The sequence below is a fragment of the Geodermatophilus sp. YIM 151500 genome, assembly GCF_025716945.1.
In the GTDB taxonomy this organism is placed as follows: domain Bacteria; phylum Actinomycetota; class Actinomycetes; order Mycobacteriales; family Geodermatophilaceae; genus YIM-151500.
Genome location: NZ_JAOVZT010000013.1, coordinates 48,334 through 63,322 on the forward strand (window position 1 = coordinate 48,334; position 14,989 = coordinate 63,322).

Below are 14,989 nucleotides of genomic sequence, written 5' to 3' on the forward strand. Positions count from 1 at the left end.
CACCGGGCGGCGGCACCCGGAGCCGGGGCCCGGCATGCAGCGGAGCCCCGGTGGATCGCTCCACCGGGGCCCCGGACGCGTCCTGCCGTGCGGGCTAGTCGCGCGGCTCCTGCGGTCGGCCGCCCTCGGACGGACGACCGCCCTCGGACGGTCGGCCGCCCTCGGACGGACGACCGCCCTCGGTGGGCCGGCCGGCGGAGGTCAGCTCGCGGCCGCCCTCCTCGGCCGTTGCCAGACCGCGACTCTCCTCGCGCTGCTCGAGCTCGACCCGGATGGGCTCCTCGATCGGCGTGAAGAACCCGCGGATCGCCCGGCGGGCTCCGCCCACCTGGTTCATCCGCTTGGGCACCGGCGCGCCGCCGTAGGCCAGCTGGCCGTGGCCGTGCGCGTCGACGGGACCCAGTGGCTGGTGCACCTCGATGAACTCGCCATTGGGCAGCCGGCGGATGACGCCGGTCTCGATGCCGTGCTCGAGCACCTCCCGGTCGTGCTTCTGCAGGCCCAGGCAGACCCGGTAGGTGAGCACGTACGCGGCCGCCGGCAGGAGGATGAGGCCCAGGCGACCCGCCCAGGTCATCGCGTTGAGGCTGATGTCGAACTTCTCCGCGATGACGTCGTTGGCGCCCGAGAGCAGCAGCACGACGTAGAAGGCGATCGACATCGCGCCCAGGCTGGTGCGCACGGGCACGTCCCGTGGCCGCTGCAGCAGGTGGTGCGACGCCGTGTCACCGGTGAGCACGCGCTCGAGCACCGGGTAGAGCGCCATGAGCGTGAAGATGATGCCCGGCAGCACCAGCGTCGGCCAGAACAGGGCGGGGATCGTGTAGTCGCCGGGGAGGTTGATGTCCCACGCCGGGAACAGTCGCGTCGACCCGTCGAGGAACATGATGTACCAGTCCGGCTGCGACGCGGCGGACACCTTCGCCGGGTCGTAGGGACCCCACAACCACACCGGGTTGATCTGGACGGCACCACCCAGAGCGGCGCACACGGCGAACACGACGAAGAACAGCCCGGTCGACTTCACGGCGAAGGTCGGGAACATGCGGACGCCGACCACGTTGTGCTCGGTCCGCCCCGCACCGGGGAACTGGGTGTGCTTCTGCTTGACCAGGATCAGCAGGTGCAGCGCGATGAGGCCCAGCATGATCGCCGGGATCAGCAGCACGTGGGCGATGTAGAGGCGACCGACGATCAGCTCACCGACGTAGTCACCCCCGAACACCGCGAAGTGCACCCAGGTACCGACCACCGGGATCGCGAGCATGATCGCCGAGGCGATGCGCAGGCCGGTGCCCGACAGGAGGTCGTCGGGCATGGAGTAGCCGGCGAAGCCCTCGACCAGGGCGAGCACGAGCAGGGCGATGCCGATCAGCCAGTTGGTCTCCCGCGGCCGGCGGAAGGCGCCGGTGAAGAAGATCCGCATGAGGTGGACGACGATCGCGGCCACGAACAGCAGCGCCGACCAGTGGTGGATCTGCCGGACCACCAGGCCGCCGCGGACGTCGAAGGACAGGTCGAGCGTCGAGGCGTAGGCCACCGACATCTCCACGCCCCGCAGCGGGGCGTAGGACCCCTCGTAGACGACCTCGGTCATCGACCCCTGGAAGAAGAAGGTCAGGTACGTGCCGGTGAGCAGCAGCACCACGAACGAGTAGAGCGCGATCTCACCGAGCAGGAACGACCAGTGGTCGGGGAAGACCTTGTGCAGCGTGCGCCGGAGCGGGCCGGCGACGATGAGGCGCTCGTCGAGTTCGACGGCGGCCTTGCCGAGAGCGGTCCGAGGAGCGCCCGGAGCGGTGGCGGTGGCCATCAGATGCGCTCCCGATTCCAGTACGTGGGACCCACAGCCTCAATGTAGTCGCTGCGTGCGACGAAGAAGCCTTCCTCGTCGACCGTGATGGGCAGCTGCGGCAGCGCCCGGGTGGCCGGTCCGAAGACCGGCTTGGCGCCCTGCGTGACGTCGAACTGCGACTGGTGGCAGGGACAGAGGATCCGGCTGGTCTCCTGCTCGTACAGCGACACCGGGCAGCCGGCGTGCGTGCAGATCTTCGAGTAGGCGACGTAGTCGCCGTAGCCGAAGTCCTCCTGGCCGGCGCGCGCGGTGGCGGACTGGACCTGGGCCGGCCGGAGCCGGATCAGCATGGTCGCCGCGTCGGACTCCCGGTTGCCGCCCGGCACGGCCGGGAAGACGGTGGCCAGCGAGCCGGGCTCCTGGTCGCCGGGCCGGACCGGCGTCCCGTCCTCGCGCAGCAGCCGCACGCCCTCGCCCCACGACGTGGTGCCCAGCGGGTTGCCGGCGTTCGGGTTCTTGATCAGACCACCGAGCGGGGCGAGGAGCATGAGACCCAGACCGCCGCCCATGAAGCCCACCGAGCCGAGCAGCAGCTTCCGCCGGCCCAGGCCGCTGTTGTGCCAGCCCTTCTGCAGGGTGGCCGCGGCCGTGACGCGCTCGAAGTTCGAACCCTCGTGCTTCTCCTGCATGGCCGTCTCGTGCGGGAGCAGCTTCTTGGTGTAGACGACGAGGGCGGCGCCCACGCACAGCAGCGACAGGCCCATCGAGATGCCGAGCATCGGGGTGAACAGCAGGCCCCACCAGTCGCCGCCGACCTCCCACCGCCAGTCGGGCAGGAACCAGCCGGAGCCCACGTAGACGAAGACGAACAGGAAGGCGAACAGCCCCGCCAGGGCGAACAGCATGCTGACCTGGCGGGTGGCCCGCTTCTCCAGCGGCGAGCCGGGTGCCGGCGGCGGGTCGACGTGCAGCACGTGCACGCCGTCGTACCGGGCCCCCAGGTGGTCGAGGTCCTCGCGGCCGATCGCCGCCAGGCGCTCCGGCGGGTAGTCGTCGTCCGGGCCGCCGTGGCCGGAGTCCTGGACGTCGCCCGTGCCGACCTCGGCGCGGGTGTCGCGCGCGGTCACGCTGCCTCCTCGCTGGCGGGTGCCGTGCGCGCCGGCACGGCGGTGAGGACGGTCCGGGTGCGGGCGGGCGCGCTCACGCCTTGGTCCCGATCCAGTAGACGCCGAACAGCGTGGCGGCCACGCCGACGACCCAGATCACCAGGCCCTCGGGGGCCGGGCCGAGGCGACCGATCCCGGCGCCGCCCGGGTCGCCGGCGCCCTTGATGGTCTGGACGTAGTTGATGATCGCCCGCTTCTCCTCGGGGGTGATCTGGTTGTCTCCGAAGACCGGCATGTTCTCCGGGCCGCTCAGCATCGCCGTGTAGATCTCGAGGTCGTTGCTGGCCTCGAGGCTGGGCGCGGCCTTGCCGGAGGACAGCGCGCCGCCCTGGCCGACGAAGTTGTGGCAGGAGGCGCAGTTCAGACGGAACAGCTCGCCACCCTCGGCCAGGTCGCCGTCGCGCAGGTCACCGGAGGGCAGCGTCGGGCCGCCGCCGTTGGCCTGGATGTAGGCGCCGAGCTGGTCGATCTCCTCGTCGGAGAAGACGACCGGCTTGTCGGGGGCGTCGGCCTCCTGCCGCACGAGCGGCATGCGGCCGGTGTGCACCTGGAAGTACACGGCGGCCTCTCCGACGCCGATCAGCGAGGGGCCGCGGTTGTTGACGCCCTCGAGGTTCTCGCCGTGGCAGGTGATGCAGCTGCGGGTGTACAGCTCCTCGCCGGCCTCCACCGCGCTCTCGGTGTCGGCGTCGGCGCTCGAGTCGGCCGCGTGCGCCGGCGCCAGCGCCGAGTAGAGGGCGCCGGTGAGGATCAGCCCGGCCAGCAGGCCGGCGACGTTGCCGAGGCGGCGGCGCCGGCGCGACCGCAGGCGCGCGCGGGCGGCCGCGGCCGGCGTCCCGTCGGCCGGACGGCGGCCCCAGCGGGACCGCCGGGGGGCAGCCCCGGCGGTGCCGGGGTGCGGGGCGTCGGACTGCTGGTTCGTGGTGGACACCGGTTCCCTAGCGGATCAGGTAGATCGTGGCGAACAGCCCGATCCACACGACGTCGACGAAGTGCCAGTAGTAGGAGACCACGATCGCGGAGGTCGCCTGCGCCGGCGTGAACCGGCCCATGGTGGACCGGATGAGCACGTAGACGAACGCGACCAGGCCGCCGATGACGTGGAGGCCGTGGAAGCCCGTGGTCAGGTAGAAGACCGAGCCGTAGGTGGACGACGAGATCGACGTCCCCTCCTCGACCAGCTGGACGTACTCGAAGGCCTGGCCCAGCACGAAGACCAGGCCCATCACGAAGGTCAGGGCGAACCAGCGGCGCAGCCCGTAGACGTTGCCCTGCTCGGCGGCGAACACGCCGTACTGGCAGGTCACCGAGGACGCCACCAGGATGATCGTGAAGACCAGCGCGTACGGCAGGTTCAGCTCGGTGGGCTCGGGCGGCCAGCCCTCCTCCGCGCCCGCCCGGGCTCGGGCGGTGAAGTACATGGCGAACAGGCCGGCGAAGAACATCAGCTCGCTGGACAGCCAGATGATCGTGCCGACGCTGACCATGTTCGGTCGGGTCAGGGAGTGCACCCGGGAGGTGTCGAAGGTGCTGCTCGCCACGGGGGCCGTTGTCACGCCCGCCATCATGGCATCGGCGCGGGGCGGTCACGACTGCGGGTGGAGCGCGCGCCGCGGTCCGTGACCATCCCGAGATCGCGCCGGACCTGCAGGTCGACGGGTGCCCGGCCCCGGGCGCACTAGGCTCGCGCCGTGAGCTCCGCCGAGTCGACCGCCGCGCCGGCCACCGTGCTGGTCTACAGCCACCGCCCCGACGTCCGCGCCGCCGTCCGGACGGCCGTCGGCCGCCGCCCGGCGGCCGACGTCGGGCCGCTCACGTGGATCGAGTGCACCACCGGGGAGGAGGTCGTCGCCACCGTCGACCGCGGCGGCGTCGACCTGTGCATCCTCGACGGGGAGGCCCAACCCACCGGCGGCCTGGCGCTGTGCCGGCAACTGGACCAGGAGGTCGCCGACCGGCCGGCCGTGTGCGTGCTCATCGCCCGCCAGGCCGATCGGTGGCTGGCGCACTGGTCGCGGGCCGAGGGCACCCTGCCGTTCCCGGTCGATCCGCTGAGCGCCCCCCGCGTGGTGGCGGAGCTGCTGCGCGAGCGGGTGGCGCGGCGGCCCGTCGCGCGCTCCTGAGCCCGGGCGCGCCGATGGCAGCGGGAGCACCGGCCGCCGCGGGGACGACGCCGACCTGGCCGTCGCTGCTCAACCGGCTGCTGGCCGGCCGGCACCTGTCGGCCGACGACACCGCGTGGGCGATGCGCGAGGTGATGACCGGCGAGGCGACGCCGGCCCAGGTCGCCGCGTTCGCCGTCGCGCTGCGCGCCAAGGGCGAGGCACCCGAGGAGGTCGCCGGGCTGGCGCGCACGATGCTGGAGCTCGCCACGCCGGTGCGGTTGCCGCGGCCCGCGGTCGACATCGTCGGCACCGGGGGCGACGGGGCGCACACGGTCAACATCTCGACGATGGCCGCGGTGGTCACCGCCGCGACCGGGGTCCCGGTGGCCAAGCACGGCAACCGGGCGGCGTCCTCGTCGTCCGGGGCGGCCGACGTGCTGGAGGCGCTGGGGGTGGTCATCGACCTGCCCGGCGACGGCGTGGCCCGCTGCGTCACCGAGGCCGGCATCGGGTTCTTCTTCGCGCCGGTCTTCCACCCGGGGTACCGGCACGCGGCCGCGCCCCGGCGGGAGATGGGCATCGGCACCGTCTTCAACTTCCTCGGGCCGCTCACCAACCCGGCGCGGCCGGTCGCGGCCGCCATCGGCTGCGCCGACGCGCGCATGGCGCCCGTGCTCGCCGCGGTGCTGGCCGGCCGCGGCGGTCGCGCCCTGGTGTTCCGCGGGGACGACGGGCTGGACGAGCTGACCACGGCCACCACGTCGGCGGTCTGGGTCGTGCGGAACGGCGAGGTGGAACCCGACCGGGTCGACCCCGCGGCGCTCGACGTCCCTCCGCCGCGACCCGGGGCCCTGCGCGGAGGCGACGCCGCGGCCAACGCGGAGGTGTTCCGGCGGCTCCTGGGCGGCGAGCGCGGTCCGGTGCGCGACGCGGTGCTGCTCAACGCGGCCGCGGCGCTGACCGCCTTCGACGAGCGCGCCGCGCGGCTGCACGACGCGCTCGCGGCGGGCATGGTGCGCGCCGCCTCGGCCATCGACGACGGGCGGGCCGCCGCCCTCCTCGAGCGGTGGATCGAGGTGAGCCGGGCCGCCGCGGCGGCCCGGCGGGCGCCGGCGTAGCCGCTCGCACCGTTCCGGTCGCCTCCCGTCATCCCGCGGCGTCCTTCCCGCGCCGTCCACGCCGCCGCCGTGGACGACGGCATCCCGCAGCCTCGGTGGAGCCCCGACAATGCCGTCATGGCCAGGGCGGGTGGCGCCGGTCCGACCCCGGCCCGGTCGCCGGTCCGGCTGGCCGAGCTCGTGGTCGGGCTGTCCGGCGTCGCCGACCTGGGCATGGGCCTGCCCGTCGGCTCCGCCGCGCGCGTCGCCGACGTCGGCGTGCAGCTGGCCGGACGGCTCGGCTGCGGCCGCGACGACGTCGCCGCCGTGTTCTGGGCGGCGTTGCTGCAGCACATCGGTTGCACCGGGTACTCGCACGAGGTCTCCGCGCTGTTCGCGGACGAGACAGCGGTCAAGCGGGCGAGCCTGGCGACGGACTTCACCCGACCCCGCGAGTTCCTCCTCGGATACCTGCCGCGGATCGCTGCCGGCGCACCCCCCGGCGACCGGCTGCGGAGCCTCCGCTCGGCGCTGCTGCACGGTCGGCAGATGACGCGCGGCTACCGGGCGGCCAACTGCGAGACGGCGGCGGGTGTGGCCGCGAGACTCGGGCTGCCCGCCGCGACGCGGCAGGGACTCCTCCACATGTTCGAGTGGTGGAACGGCGGCGGTGGTCCGAACGGGCTGCGCGGCGGGCAGATCTCGATCGTGGCGCGGGTCGTGAACACGGCCGGGTACGCGGTGTTCTTCGACCGCATCGGCGGGCCGCCCGCCGCCCGGACGGCCCTCGCCCGACGATCCGGCGGCTACCTGGACCCGGCGGCGGTCGCCGTGCTGCTGGCCCACGCCCACGAGCTGCTCACCCCGCAGGCTGCCGGGGATGCCTCCGACCGGCTGCTCGCCGCGGAGCCGACGCCGTGCCGGCTCGTGCCCGACGGCCCGGCCCTGGACGAGGTGCTCCGGGTCTTCGGGGAGGCCGCCGACCTGAAGTCGCCGTTCCTCCACGGCCACTGCACGAGCGTCGCCCGGCTCGCCGAGGGTGCGTGCCGGCGGCTGGGTCTACCGGAGCGCGCGGTCGTCCTCGCCCGGCGGGCTGGGCTGGTCCAGGACGTCGGCCGCGTCGCGGTCCCCTCCTCGGTGTGGGAGCACGCCGGTCCTCTGGGCAGCGACGCCTGGCAGCAGGTCCGGCTGCACGCCTACCAGAGCGAGCAGGTCCTGAGCCGCAGCAGGCACCTCGCCGACGTCGCACGGTTGGCCGGCAGCCACCACGAGCGGCTCGACGGGTCGGGCTACCACCGCGGCGCCGCGGCCGCGGAGCTGCCGACCGCCGCCCGCGTGCTGGCCGCGGCCGATCGCTACGCCGCCCTGGTCGCCGAGCGACCGCACCGGCCGCCGGCCTCCGCGGCACGGGCCGCCTCGGAGTTGCGGGCGGACGTGCGCGCGGGGCAGCTGGACCCGGACGCGGTCCAGGCCGTCGTCGCCATCGCGGAGGGCCGGCGCGCCGACCGCTCGGCGCGACTGCCGGCCGGACTCACCGCGCGGCAGCTCGAGGTGCTCCTGCTGCTGGTCCGCGGGACGTCCAACCGCGAGATCGCCCGGCGGCTGACGATCTCGACCCGCACCGCCGAGCACCACGTGCAGGACGTCTACGGCCGCATCGGGGTCAGCAGCCGGGCCGCCGCCGCGCTGTTCGCCATGGAGCACGGGCTGGTCCAACCGGCCTGGATGAGTAGTCCTGCCGATGACCGCGCGCCCGCCAGGCCGTCACGCTCGCTGCCGACGGCCGGGCACCGGCCGCACGATCCGACGAGGAGGGCTCCATGAGCGCGACGACGAGCAGGGTGACCACGGACAGGGCGACGGCGGGCAGCGCGACGGCGGGCAGCGCGACGGCGGACAGCACGACGGCTCACGGGGCGACCGCGAACAGGGCCCTGGTGCTGCGCTTCATCCGCGACTACCAGGAGGGCGGCGACGAGCGGGTCCTCCAGGAGGTCGTGTCCCCGTCGCTGGTGAACCACACACCGATGGTGCCGGACCCACCCGGCGGTCCGGCCGAGGTCAAGGCCATCTTCGACGGCCTGCACGCGGCGCTAACGGGCTTCTCCGTCGAGGTGCGGCACCAGGTGGCCGACGACGACCTGGTGATGACCCACAAGGTCTTCAAGGGCCGGCACACCGGGGAGCTGTTCGGCCTGCCCCCGACCGGCCGCCACGTGCGCTTCGCGGTCATGGACGTGGTCCGCATCGCCGACGGTCGGATCGTCGAGCACTGGGGCCTGGTCGACCTGCCGGCGCTGCAGGCACAGCTCGCGCCGGAGCCCACGCCAGCCCCCACGCCCTGACCGCTCCACGTCGCCGTCGGGACCGACGGCCCCGGGGCCGGAGGCGCGAGTGCGGTCGATCCCGGCCCGGACGTGGCGCGCGATGAGTTCGACGCCGGCGGCCGGTCGGCCCTGCGAGGAGGTGGTTCGATGGCGACCTTCGCGTTGATCCACGGCGCCGGCGACGTCGGGTGGTACTGGCACCTCGTCGAGCCGGTCCTGCGCCGGCTCGGCCACGACGTGGTCGCGCCAGATCTGCCCTGCGAGGACGACACCGCAACTCTGCTCGACTACGCCGCCACGGTGGTCGAGGCCGTGGGCGAGCGCCGGGATCTCGTCGTCGTCGGCCAGTCGTACGGCGGGTTCACCGCTCCCCTCGTGGCCGACCGCCTTCCCGTCGACCTCGTCGTCTACGTCGCCGGCATGGTCCCCGCTCCGGGCGAGAAGCCGGCCGACTGGTGGGAGAACACCGGCTACCGGTCAGCCGTCGAGGAGCAGGCTCGCCGGGATGGGGGCCTGACCGGCTCCGACGACCCGTTCGTCGCCTTCTACCACGACGTGCCCAGTTCCCTGGCCGGGGAGGCGCTGCGCAGGGAACGGTCCGAGTCGGACGCGGCCTACTCCGGCCCGTGGCCGCTCGACGCCCTGCCCGCTGTCCCCACGAGGTTCGTGGCGTGCACCGAGGACCGGTTCTTCCCCGTCGCCTTCGTGCGGCGGGTGGCGGCCGAGCGGCTGGGCGTCGTCCCCGACGAGATCTCCGCGGGTCACTGCGTCGCGCTGAGCCGCCCGCACGACCTGGGCGACCTGCTCGACAGCTACGCGCAGCGACCCACGTCGGAACGACGACGTGCCCGGACAGCGGCCGGCTAGTCGGTGGCCTCGAAGCCGATCGAGAACGCCGCCTCCAGGTCGTGCCGGGAGTAGGCGCGGAACGCGATGTGCGTGTCGGTCTCCAGCACCCCGGCCACCTTGTTGATGCGCCCGGCGACGACCTCGGCGATCTGGTCGAACTCCCGCACCCGCACCACCGCGATCAGGTCGACGTCGCCCGCGACCGAGTAGACCTCGCTCACCCCGTCGAGGTCGGCGACCGCCTCGGCCACCTCGGGGATCCGGTCGGTGGCGGCGTCGATCATGACGATGGCGGTGATCACGACCGGGATGCTAGCCGGGGCTCCGGGGCGTCGCGCGCGGCTGCGCCGACCCGCTCGGGGCGCGCCCGGGTGCCCATCGGGCGACCGTCGGCGAACGGGTCGCGGAGGGCGCGCCCGGCCTCCACCCGGGCGAGGAAGCCGCTGTAGGCCCCGGTTCCGGGGGCGGGGCTGGCGAGGGTGCCGGTCAGCTGGACCAGGCGGGTTCCCGGCTTCTCCAGCCACCGCAGTAACAGCTCGGTCTCGTCGACCGACGCCGCCGCCTCGCCGTCCGGGCCGGCGGGTGTCTCGGCGGTGGTGAGCAGGCCGGCCAGCGCGTCGCGCACGGAGGCGCCGCGGGGAACGCAGCCGGCGGCCACCAGCCGGCCGCGGCGGACGACGGTGAGCTGCCAGCCGCCGTCGCCGTCCGGGCGGGCCAGCACCAGTTCCGGGACGGCGGCCAGCGACTGCAGCCGCTGCCGGCGGCGCACCGCGCGCACCAGCACGGTGATGCGGTCGCGCAGCACCGCGGCGTCCTCGTAGCGCTCGTCGGCGGCCAGCCGGTCGATCCGCGCCAGCAGGGGCGCGACGAGGGCACGCGGATCGCAGTCGACGGCGGCGCGGAAGACCGCGGCGATCGCGGCGTACTCGGCCACGGACTGGGCGCCGGTGCAGGGGGCGCCGCAACGGCCCATCCCGGCCAGCGCGCAGGCGCTGGTGGGCGCCCGCGGCGAGAGGCGCGTGGTGCACTGCCGCAGCGGCAGCGACTCGTGCACGGCGGCCACCGCGGCGTCTGCGGCGAGCCGGTCGGGGAACGGACCCAGGAAGGCGCCGGCCCCCGGCCGGACCCGGCGCACCACCGACAGCCGGGGGAACGGCTCCTCGGTCAGCCGCACCCACAACGCCCGCTCGGGGAACCGCGAGCGGCGGTTGTAGCGGGGCTTGTGCTCGGCGATCAGCCGCAGCTCCCGGACCGCGGCCTCGAGCGGGTGCGCGCACGGGATCGCCTCGACGCGCTCGGCCAGCCCGACCATCTCGGTGATCCGGCTGCGCTGCTCGCTGGAGGTGAAGTAGCTGCGCACCCGGCTGCGCAGGTCGGTGGAGGTGCCGACGTAGAGCGGCTCGTCGCGCGGGCCGCGGAACAGGTAGACGCCGGGCCCGGACGGGACGTCGTCGGCCAGGTGCCGCTTGCGCCGCCGCTCGGGGTCGACCTGACGGGTCAGCCCGGTGAGCTCCTCCAGCGTGGTGACCCCGAGCGGGCCCAGCCGTTCGAACAGGCCGTGCAGCACGTCGACGGTGGCGCGGGCGTCGGCCAGCGCGCGGTGGCACGGCTCGGTGCTGGTGCGGAAGTACGGCGCCAGGGTGGCCAGCTTGCAGTTGGGCACCTCGTCGCGGGTGAGCACCCGGCGGGCCAGGACGGCGGTGTCGACCGAGGCCGCCGCGGGCCAGGGGATGCCCGATCCGGCGCAGGCTGCCTTGAGGAAGCCGACGTCGAAGGGCGCGTTGTGCGCGACGAGCACCGCGCCCCGGGAGAACTCCAGGAAGGCCGGCAGCACGGCGGCGATCCGCGGGGCGGACGTGACCATCGCTGTGGTGATGCCGGTGAGCACGCTGATGTACGGCGGGATCTCCCGGCCGGGGTCGACCAGCGTCTGGAACTCCCCGAGCACCTGGCCGCCGCGCACCTTGACCGCGCCGATCTCGGTGATCGCGCTGTCGTTCGGCGACCCGCCGGTCGTCTCCAGGTCGACGACGACGAAGGTGACGTCGACCAGCGGCGTCCCCAGCTCCTCGATCGAGACCTGCTCGTAGCGCGCGACCGCGGCGGAGGAGGGCACGTGCGGAAGCTAGGTCGCGGGTGTGACAGATCCTGGGACGCGCGCCGGACGGGACCGTCCGTCACCCCGCGGGGCCGGTGGGCGCTCGGGATCGCGCCGGCGTCAGCACTCCCACAGCCGGTCGGGCGGAGTCTCCTCGTCCAACCGCTTGACGTAGGCGTCGCCGCTGGTCCCGTCCCGCGCGGCGCAGGCGGCGGACCGGTCGGGGAACGGCCCGCGGTAGACGGCGTAGATCCGCTCGCCGTCCAGGCTCTGGCGCAGCGAGGCGCAACCGCCCTCGGTGAGCAGGTAGTCGGCGCCGGGGTGCGCCTCGAGCAGTGCGGCGACCTCCTCCTCGTAGGTGCCCGGGGTGACCGCCGAGCCGACGACGAGGACCCAGCCGCCGTCGCAGGCCGGATCGGAGATCGGGGTCGCCAGCCCGAGGTCGCCGCGGGCCCGGGGCGGCGGGGTGCCGGGCCCGCGAGTCGCCGTCACCGGCGGGCTGCCGGCGGACGGCGCCGGGCCGGCCGAGGACACCTCGCCGCCGCGGTCGGCGTCCGCCGTGCTCTCCCCGGGAGCGCCGTGCGCGAGCAGCGCGGCGGCGAGGACGGCGACCGCCACGAGGCTCCCGGCGGCCAGCAGCCAGCCGGCGAGGCGGCGGCGGCGCGCCCGCCGGCGGGGATCCGCAGGCGGCCAGGGCGCGGTCGGCGGCGCCGGGACGTCGGTCGGCGGGGCGGGCGTCGGGACCGGCCGCGGCGCGGGCACCGGCACGGAAGGGGGGTGCCGGCGGAGCCGGGCGACGACCGCGGCCGCCGCGGCGGCCAGGTCCCCGCAGGTCGGGTGGCGGTCCTCGGGGGCCTTGGCCATGCCGCGGGCCACGACGTCGTCGAACCCGGCGGGCAGATCCGGGCGGAACGCGGTGACCCGCGGGGGCGGTTCGTACAGGTGGGCGTGCACGAGCGCGGCGACGTCCCGGACGGCGTAGGGACGCCGGCCGGTCAGCATCTCGAACAGCACGCAGGCCAGCGAGTACACGTCGACCCGCCGGTCGACCTCCCTGCCGCGGAGCAGGCGCTCGGGCGCCATGTAGTCGAACGTGCCCACCGTCGACCCGTCGGCGGTGAGCGGCCGGGCGCCGATGCCCTGACCGCCGAGCAGGGCGATCCCGAAGTCCACCAGGTAGACGAAGTCGTGCGCCGTGACCAGCAGGTTGGACGGCTTGACGTCGCGGTGCACCAGGTCGCGGGCGTGCGCGGCGTCGAGCGCCTGGGCGGCCTGGCCGAGGAGGGACACGGCTCGCTCCGCCGGCAGCGCGCCCTCCCCGGCGATCAGGTCCGCGAGGTCGACGCCGTCCACCAGCCGCATGTCGATGTAGAGCCGTCCGTCGATCTGCCCGTACCGGTGGATGGGGATGACGTGCGGGTCGGTGAGCTGGGCGGCGGCGTAGGACTCGCGCTTGAACCGCTCGACGAGCTCCTCGTCGGCCGCCATCCCGGCGGGCAGCAGCTTGAGGGCGACCGTCCGCGCCTGCTCGCGGTCGTAAGCGCGGTGCACCTCGCCCATGCCCCCGCGGCCGAGGAGTCCGCGCAGCTCGTACCGGCCGAAGCTGGTCGGGGTACCCCCCCGACCGTCCCCCCGACCGTGCCCCGGGCCGTGCCCCGGGCCATCGCCACCCGACGCCGTCGTCCCGGTCCCGCCGACGACCACCTGCGGCACCCTAGGAGCCCCCCGGCCGGCTGCCCAGGCCCTCGTGCGCCCTCCCGTCGGGGCGCGCGGCGCGACTCCCGCTCGGCGCCGGCTCGGACCGCGACCGGTTTCTGTCGTCGGGTGCTCCTACGGTGCGGGCGACTCATGGAGGAGAGGTCATGCTCATCGACTGCGACACCTGCACCGCCCGCGGCGCCGGCTGCGGCGACTGCGTCGTCACCGTGCTGCTCGGCGCCCCGCCGTCCTGGTCCGCGACCGACCCGGTGGTCGTCGCCCTGCCCGCCCGGCCGCTTCCGGGCGCCGGTGCGGACCGGGGGAACCGGAGCGCGACGGCGACCGGCAGCGGGCCGTCCGCCGAGGACGCGGTCGTGCCCGCTCCCGGCAACGTCGTCGAGTTCGACGAGGTCGAGCGCCGCGCCGTCCGCGCCCTGGCCGAGTGCGGCCTGGTCCCCCCGCTGCGGCACCGGACGGCCGACGAGCGGGCCGCCGACGACGCCGGTGGGCGTCCGGCGGCGGGGGAGCGCGCCACCGGCTGAGGGGCCGGTCGGTCCTCCGGCGGTGCCTAGGATCGAGCGGGTGAGCGCACGTCGCGCCGCGCTCGTGGCCGCGGTCGTCCTCGGCCTGGCGTTCGTCGTGGTCGTCGCGGTGACCACACCGTGGGACGTGCTGCCCGGCGGCGCCGCGCGGTCGCCGGCGGTCGACCCGACCACCGTGGTGCCCCCGGAGCGCATCGCGCGCGCCGAGGCCTTCGCCGCCGCCCTGCGGCCGGCCTCGCTCACCTCCCTCCTGCTGGGCCTCGCGGTCGCGGGGGTGCTCGGGCTCACCCGGCTCGGCGGCCGGCTGGTGCGCGCCCTGGCTGCGCCGCTCGGTGGCGGATGGGTCTGGCAGGTCCTGCTCGGCGTCCTCGCGCTGGTCCTGATCGGCCGCTTGGCGACCCTGCCGCTGGCCGCCTACGGCGAGGTGGTCCGCCACCGGTACGGGCTGTCCACCCGTAGCTGGCCGCTGTGGGCCCGCGACGTGGCCGTGTCGACGGCGATCGACGCGGCCCTCACCGCCGTGGCCGTGCTCGGCCTGGTCTGGCTCGCCCGGCGCGCACCGCGCAGCTGGTGGGCCTGGGCGGCGGCGGGCGCCGCCGCGCTGGTGGTCGTGGGCTCGTTCCTCTGGCCGGTGGTGATCGAGCCGGCGTTCAACCGGTTCGACCCGCTCCCCCCGGGCGAGCTGCGCACCGAGCTGCTCGCCCTGGCCGAGACGAACGGCACGCCGGTGCAGGACGTGCTGGTCTCCGACGCCTCACGGCGCACGACCACGCTCAACGCCTACGTCTCCGGGTTCGGGTCGACGCGGCGGATCGTGCTGTACGACACGACCCTCGACCAGCTGCCCGACGAGGAGATCGCCTCGATCGTCGGCCACGAGCTGGGGCACGTGGCCACCGACGACGTCCTCGCCGGCACCCTGCTGGGCGCGCTGGGCGCGGCGGCCGCGGTCGGCGCCCTCGGCTGGCTGCTCCCCGCACCGCGGGTGCTGCGCCGGGTGGGTGCCGCGTCGCCGGGTGATCCGCGCATCGTGCCGCTCGTGCTCTTCCTCGCCGCCGCCGGCACGCTGCTGGCCACCCCCGTGCAGAACGTGGTGTCGCGCAACGTCGAGGCGCGCGCCGACGTCCGGGCGCTCGAGCTCACCGCGGACCCCGACGCCTTCGTCGCGATGCAGCGCCGGCTGGCCCTCACCAACCTCAGCGACCCCGACCCGCCGGAGGCCTGGCAGTGGTTCTTCGGCTCGCACCCCACCGCGCCGCAGCGGGTCGCGCTGGCCCTGGACTGGGCCCGGTCGGCCGATCCGTGACGGGCA

The 14,989-nt window shown here is 75.0% G+C and carries 14 protein-coding genes; 7 read left to right on the forward strand and 7 right to left on the reverse strand.

Features of this window, described 5'->3' with window-relative positions; all coding sequences use genetic code 11:
* Positions 1–94: 94 nt before the first annotated feature.
* The 4 genes from OF117_RS18385 to OF117_RS18405 all read right to left on the reverse strand — a co-directional run bounded on the left by OF117_RS18385 (position 95) and on the right by OF117_RS18405 (position 4,526).
* The gene (locus OF117_RS18385) at positions 95–1,813 is read right to left on the reverse strand and encodes a cytochrome b (RefSeq protein ID WP_263554297.1); all 1,719 of its coding nucleotides are present in this window, start codon (positions 1,811–1,813) and stop codon (positions 95–97) included.
* Positions 1,813–2,922, reverse strand: coding sequence for a ubiquinol-cytochrome c reductase iron-sulfur subunit (locus OF117_RS18390; protein WP_263554298.1), 1,110 nt, complete (start codon positions 2,920–2,922; stop codon positions 1,813–1,815). Before OF117_RS18390 ends, OF117_RS18385 begins: the two co-directional genes overlap by 1 nt.
* A gap of 73 nt (positions 2,923–2,995) precedes the next feature.
* Positions 2,996–3,892, reverse strand: coding sequence for a cytochrome c (locus tag OF117_RS22180; RefSeq protein WP_318014271.1), 897 nt, complete (start codon positions 3,890–3,892; stop codon positions 2,996–2,998).
* A gap of 7 nt (positions 3,893–3,899) precedes the next feature.
* On the reverse strand, positions 3,900–4,526 hold the full coding sequence (locus tag OF117_RS18405; protein WP_318014272.1) for a heme-copper oxidase subunit III: 627 nt from the start codon (positions 4,524–4,526) through the stop codon (positions 3,900–3,902).
* Positions 4,527–4,652: 126 nt separating this feature from the next.
* On the opposite strand from OF117_RS18405, the gene OF117_RS18410 reads away from it, so the two are divergent.
* The 5 genes from OF117_RS18410 to OF117_RS18430 all read left to right on the forward strand — a co-directional run bounded on the left by OF117_RS18410 (position 4,653) and on the right by OF117_RS18430 (position 9,357).
* Positions 4,653–5,084 carry a hypothetical protein gene (locus tag OF117_RS18410; RefSeq protein WP_263554300.1) on the forward strand — a complete coding sequence of 144 codons (432 nt, stop codon included), beginning with the start codon at positions 4,653–4,655 and terminating at the stop codon, positions 5,082–5,084.
* Between the two features lie 14 nt (positions 5,085–5,098).
* Positions 5,099–6,184, forward strand: a complete 1,086-nt coding sequence (gene trpD, locus OF117_RS18415; RefSeq protein WP_263554301.1) for an anthranilate phosphoribosyltransferase — start codon at positions 5,099–5,101, stop codon at positions 6,182–6,184.
* 117 nt (positions 6,185–6,301) lie between these two features.
* Entirely contained in the window at positions 6,302–7,987 is a 1,686-nt protein-coding gene (locus OF117_RS18420; protein WP_263554302.1) for an HD domain-containing phosphohydrolase, read from the forward strand.
* Positions 7,984–8,508, forward strand: coding sequence for an ester cyclase (locus OF117_RS18425; RefSeq protein ID WP_263554303.1), 525 nt, complete (start codon positions 7,984–7,986; stop codon positions 8,506–8,508). The genes OF117_RS18420 and OF117_RS18425 overlap by 4 nt, the downstream gene beginning before the upstream one ends.
* A 129-nt stretch (positions 8,509–8,637) precedes the next feature.
* Positions 8,638–9,357 (forward strand): alpha/beta fold hydrolase, encoded by a 720-nt coding sequence (locus OF117_RS18430; RefSeq protein WP_263554304.1) that lies wholly within the window; start codon positions 8,638–8,640, stop codon positions 9,355–9,357.
* Here the strand turns inward: OF117_RS18430 and OF117_RS18435 are convergent.
* From OF117_RS18435 to OF117_RS18445, 3 genes are all read right to left on the reverse strand, one after another.
* A complete protein-coding gene (locus OF117_RS18435) occupies positions 9,354–9,641 on the reverse strand; it encodes an Lrp/AsnC family transcriptional regulator (RefSeq protein ID WP_263554305.1) in 288 nt (95 codons plus the stop codon). The two genes, OF117_RS18430 and OF117_RS18435, sit on opposite strands and share 4 nt — an antisense overlap.
* Positions 9,638–11,455: a DEDD exonuclease domain-containing protein gene (locus OF117_RS18440; protein WP_263554306.1), complete on the reverse strand. Its 1,818-nt coding sequence runs from the start codon at positions 11,453–11,455 to the stop codon at positions 9,638–9,640. The genes OF117_RS18435 and OF117_RS18440 overlap by 4 nt, the downstream gene beginning before the upstream one ends.
* Before the next feature lie 102 nt (positions 11,456–11,557).
* The gene (locus OF117_RS18445; RefSeq protein WP_263554307.1) at positions 11,558–13,141 is read right to left on the reverse strand and encodes a serine/threonine-protein kinase; all 1,584 of its coding nucleotides are present in this window, start codon (positions 13,139–13,141) and stop codon (positions 11,558–11,560) included.
* Between the two features lie 158 nt (positions 13,142–13,299).
* Between OF117_RS18445 and OF117_RS18450 the strand changes: the two genes are divergently transcribed.
* On the forward strand, positions 13,300–13,677 hold the full coding sequence (locus tag OF117_RS18450) for a hypothetical protein (protein WP_263554308.1): 378 nt from the start codon (positions 13,300–13,302) through the stop codon (positions 13,675–13,677).
* 40 nt (positions 13,678–13,717) lie between these two features.
* Positions 13,718–14,983, forward strand: a complete 1,266-nt coding sequence (locus tag OF117_RS18455; protein WP_263554309.1) for a M48 family metallopeptidase — start codon at positions 13,718–13,720, stop codon at positions 14,981–14,983.
* Positions 14,984–14,989: the final 6 nt, after the last annotated feature.

What these genes read in the sequence shown, in the direction of transcription:
- OF117_RS18450 (WP_263554308.1), top strand. Translation starts at nt 13,300, where the DNA reads ATGCTCATCGACTGCGACACCTGCACCGCCCGCGGCGCCGGCTGCGGC.
- OF117_RS18430 (WP_263554304.1), top strand. Translation starts at nt 8,638, where the DNA reads ATGGCGACCTTCGCGTTGATCCACGGCGCCGGCGACGTCGGGTGGTAC.
- OF117_RS18385 (WP_263554297.1), bottom strand. Translation starts at nt 1,813, where the DNA reads ATGGCCACCGCCACCGCTCCGGGCGCTCCTCGGACCGCTCTCGGCAAG.
- OF117_RS18405 (WP_318014272.1), bottom strand. Translation starts at nt 4,526, where the DNA reads ATGGCGGGCGTGACAACGGCCCCCGTGGCGAGCAGCACCTTCGACACC.
- trpD (WP_263554301.1), top strand. Translation starts at nt 5,099, where the DNA reads ATGGCAGCGGGAGCACCGGCCGCCGCGGGGACGACGCCGACCTGGCCG.
- OF117_RS18425 (WP_263554303.1), top strand. Translation starts at nt 7,984, where the DNA reads ATGAGCGCGACGACGAGCAGGGTGACCACGGACAGGGCGACGGCGGGC.
- OF117_RS18420 (WP_263554302.1), top strand. Translation starts at nt 6,302, where the DNA reads ATGGCCAGGGCGGGTGGCGCCGGTCCGACCCCGGCCCGGTCGCCGGTC.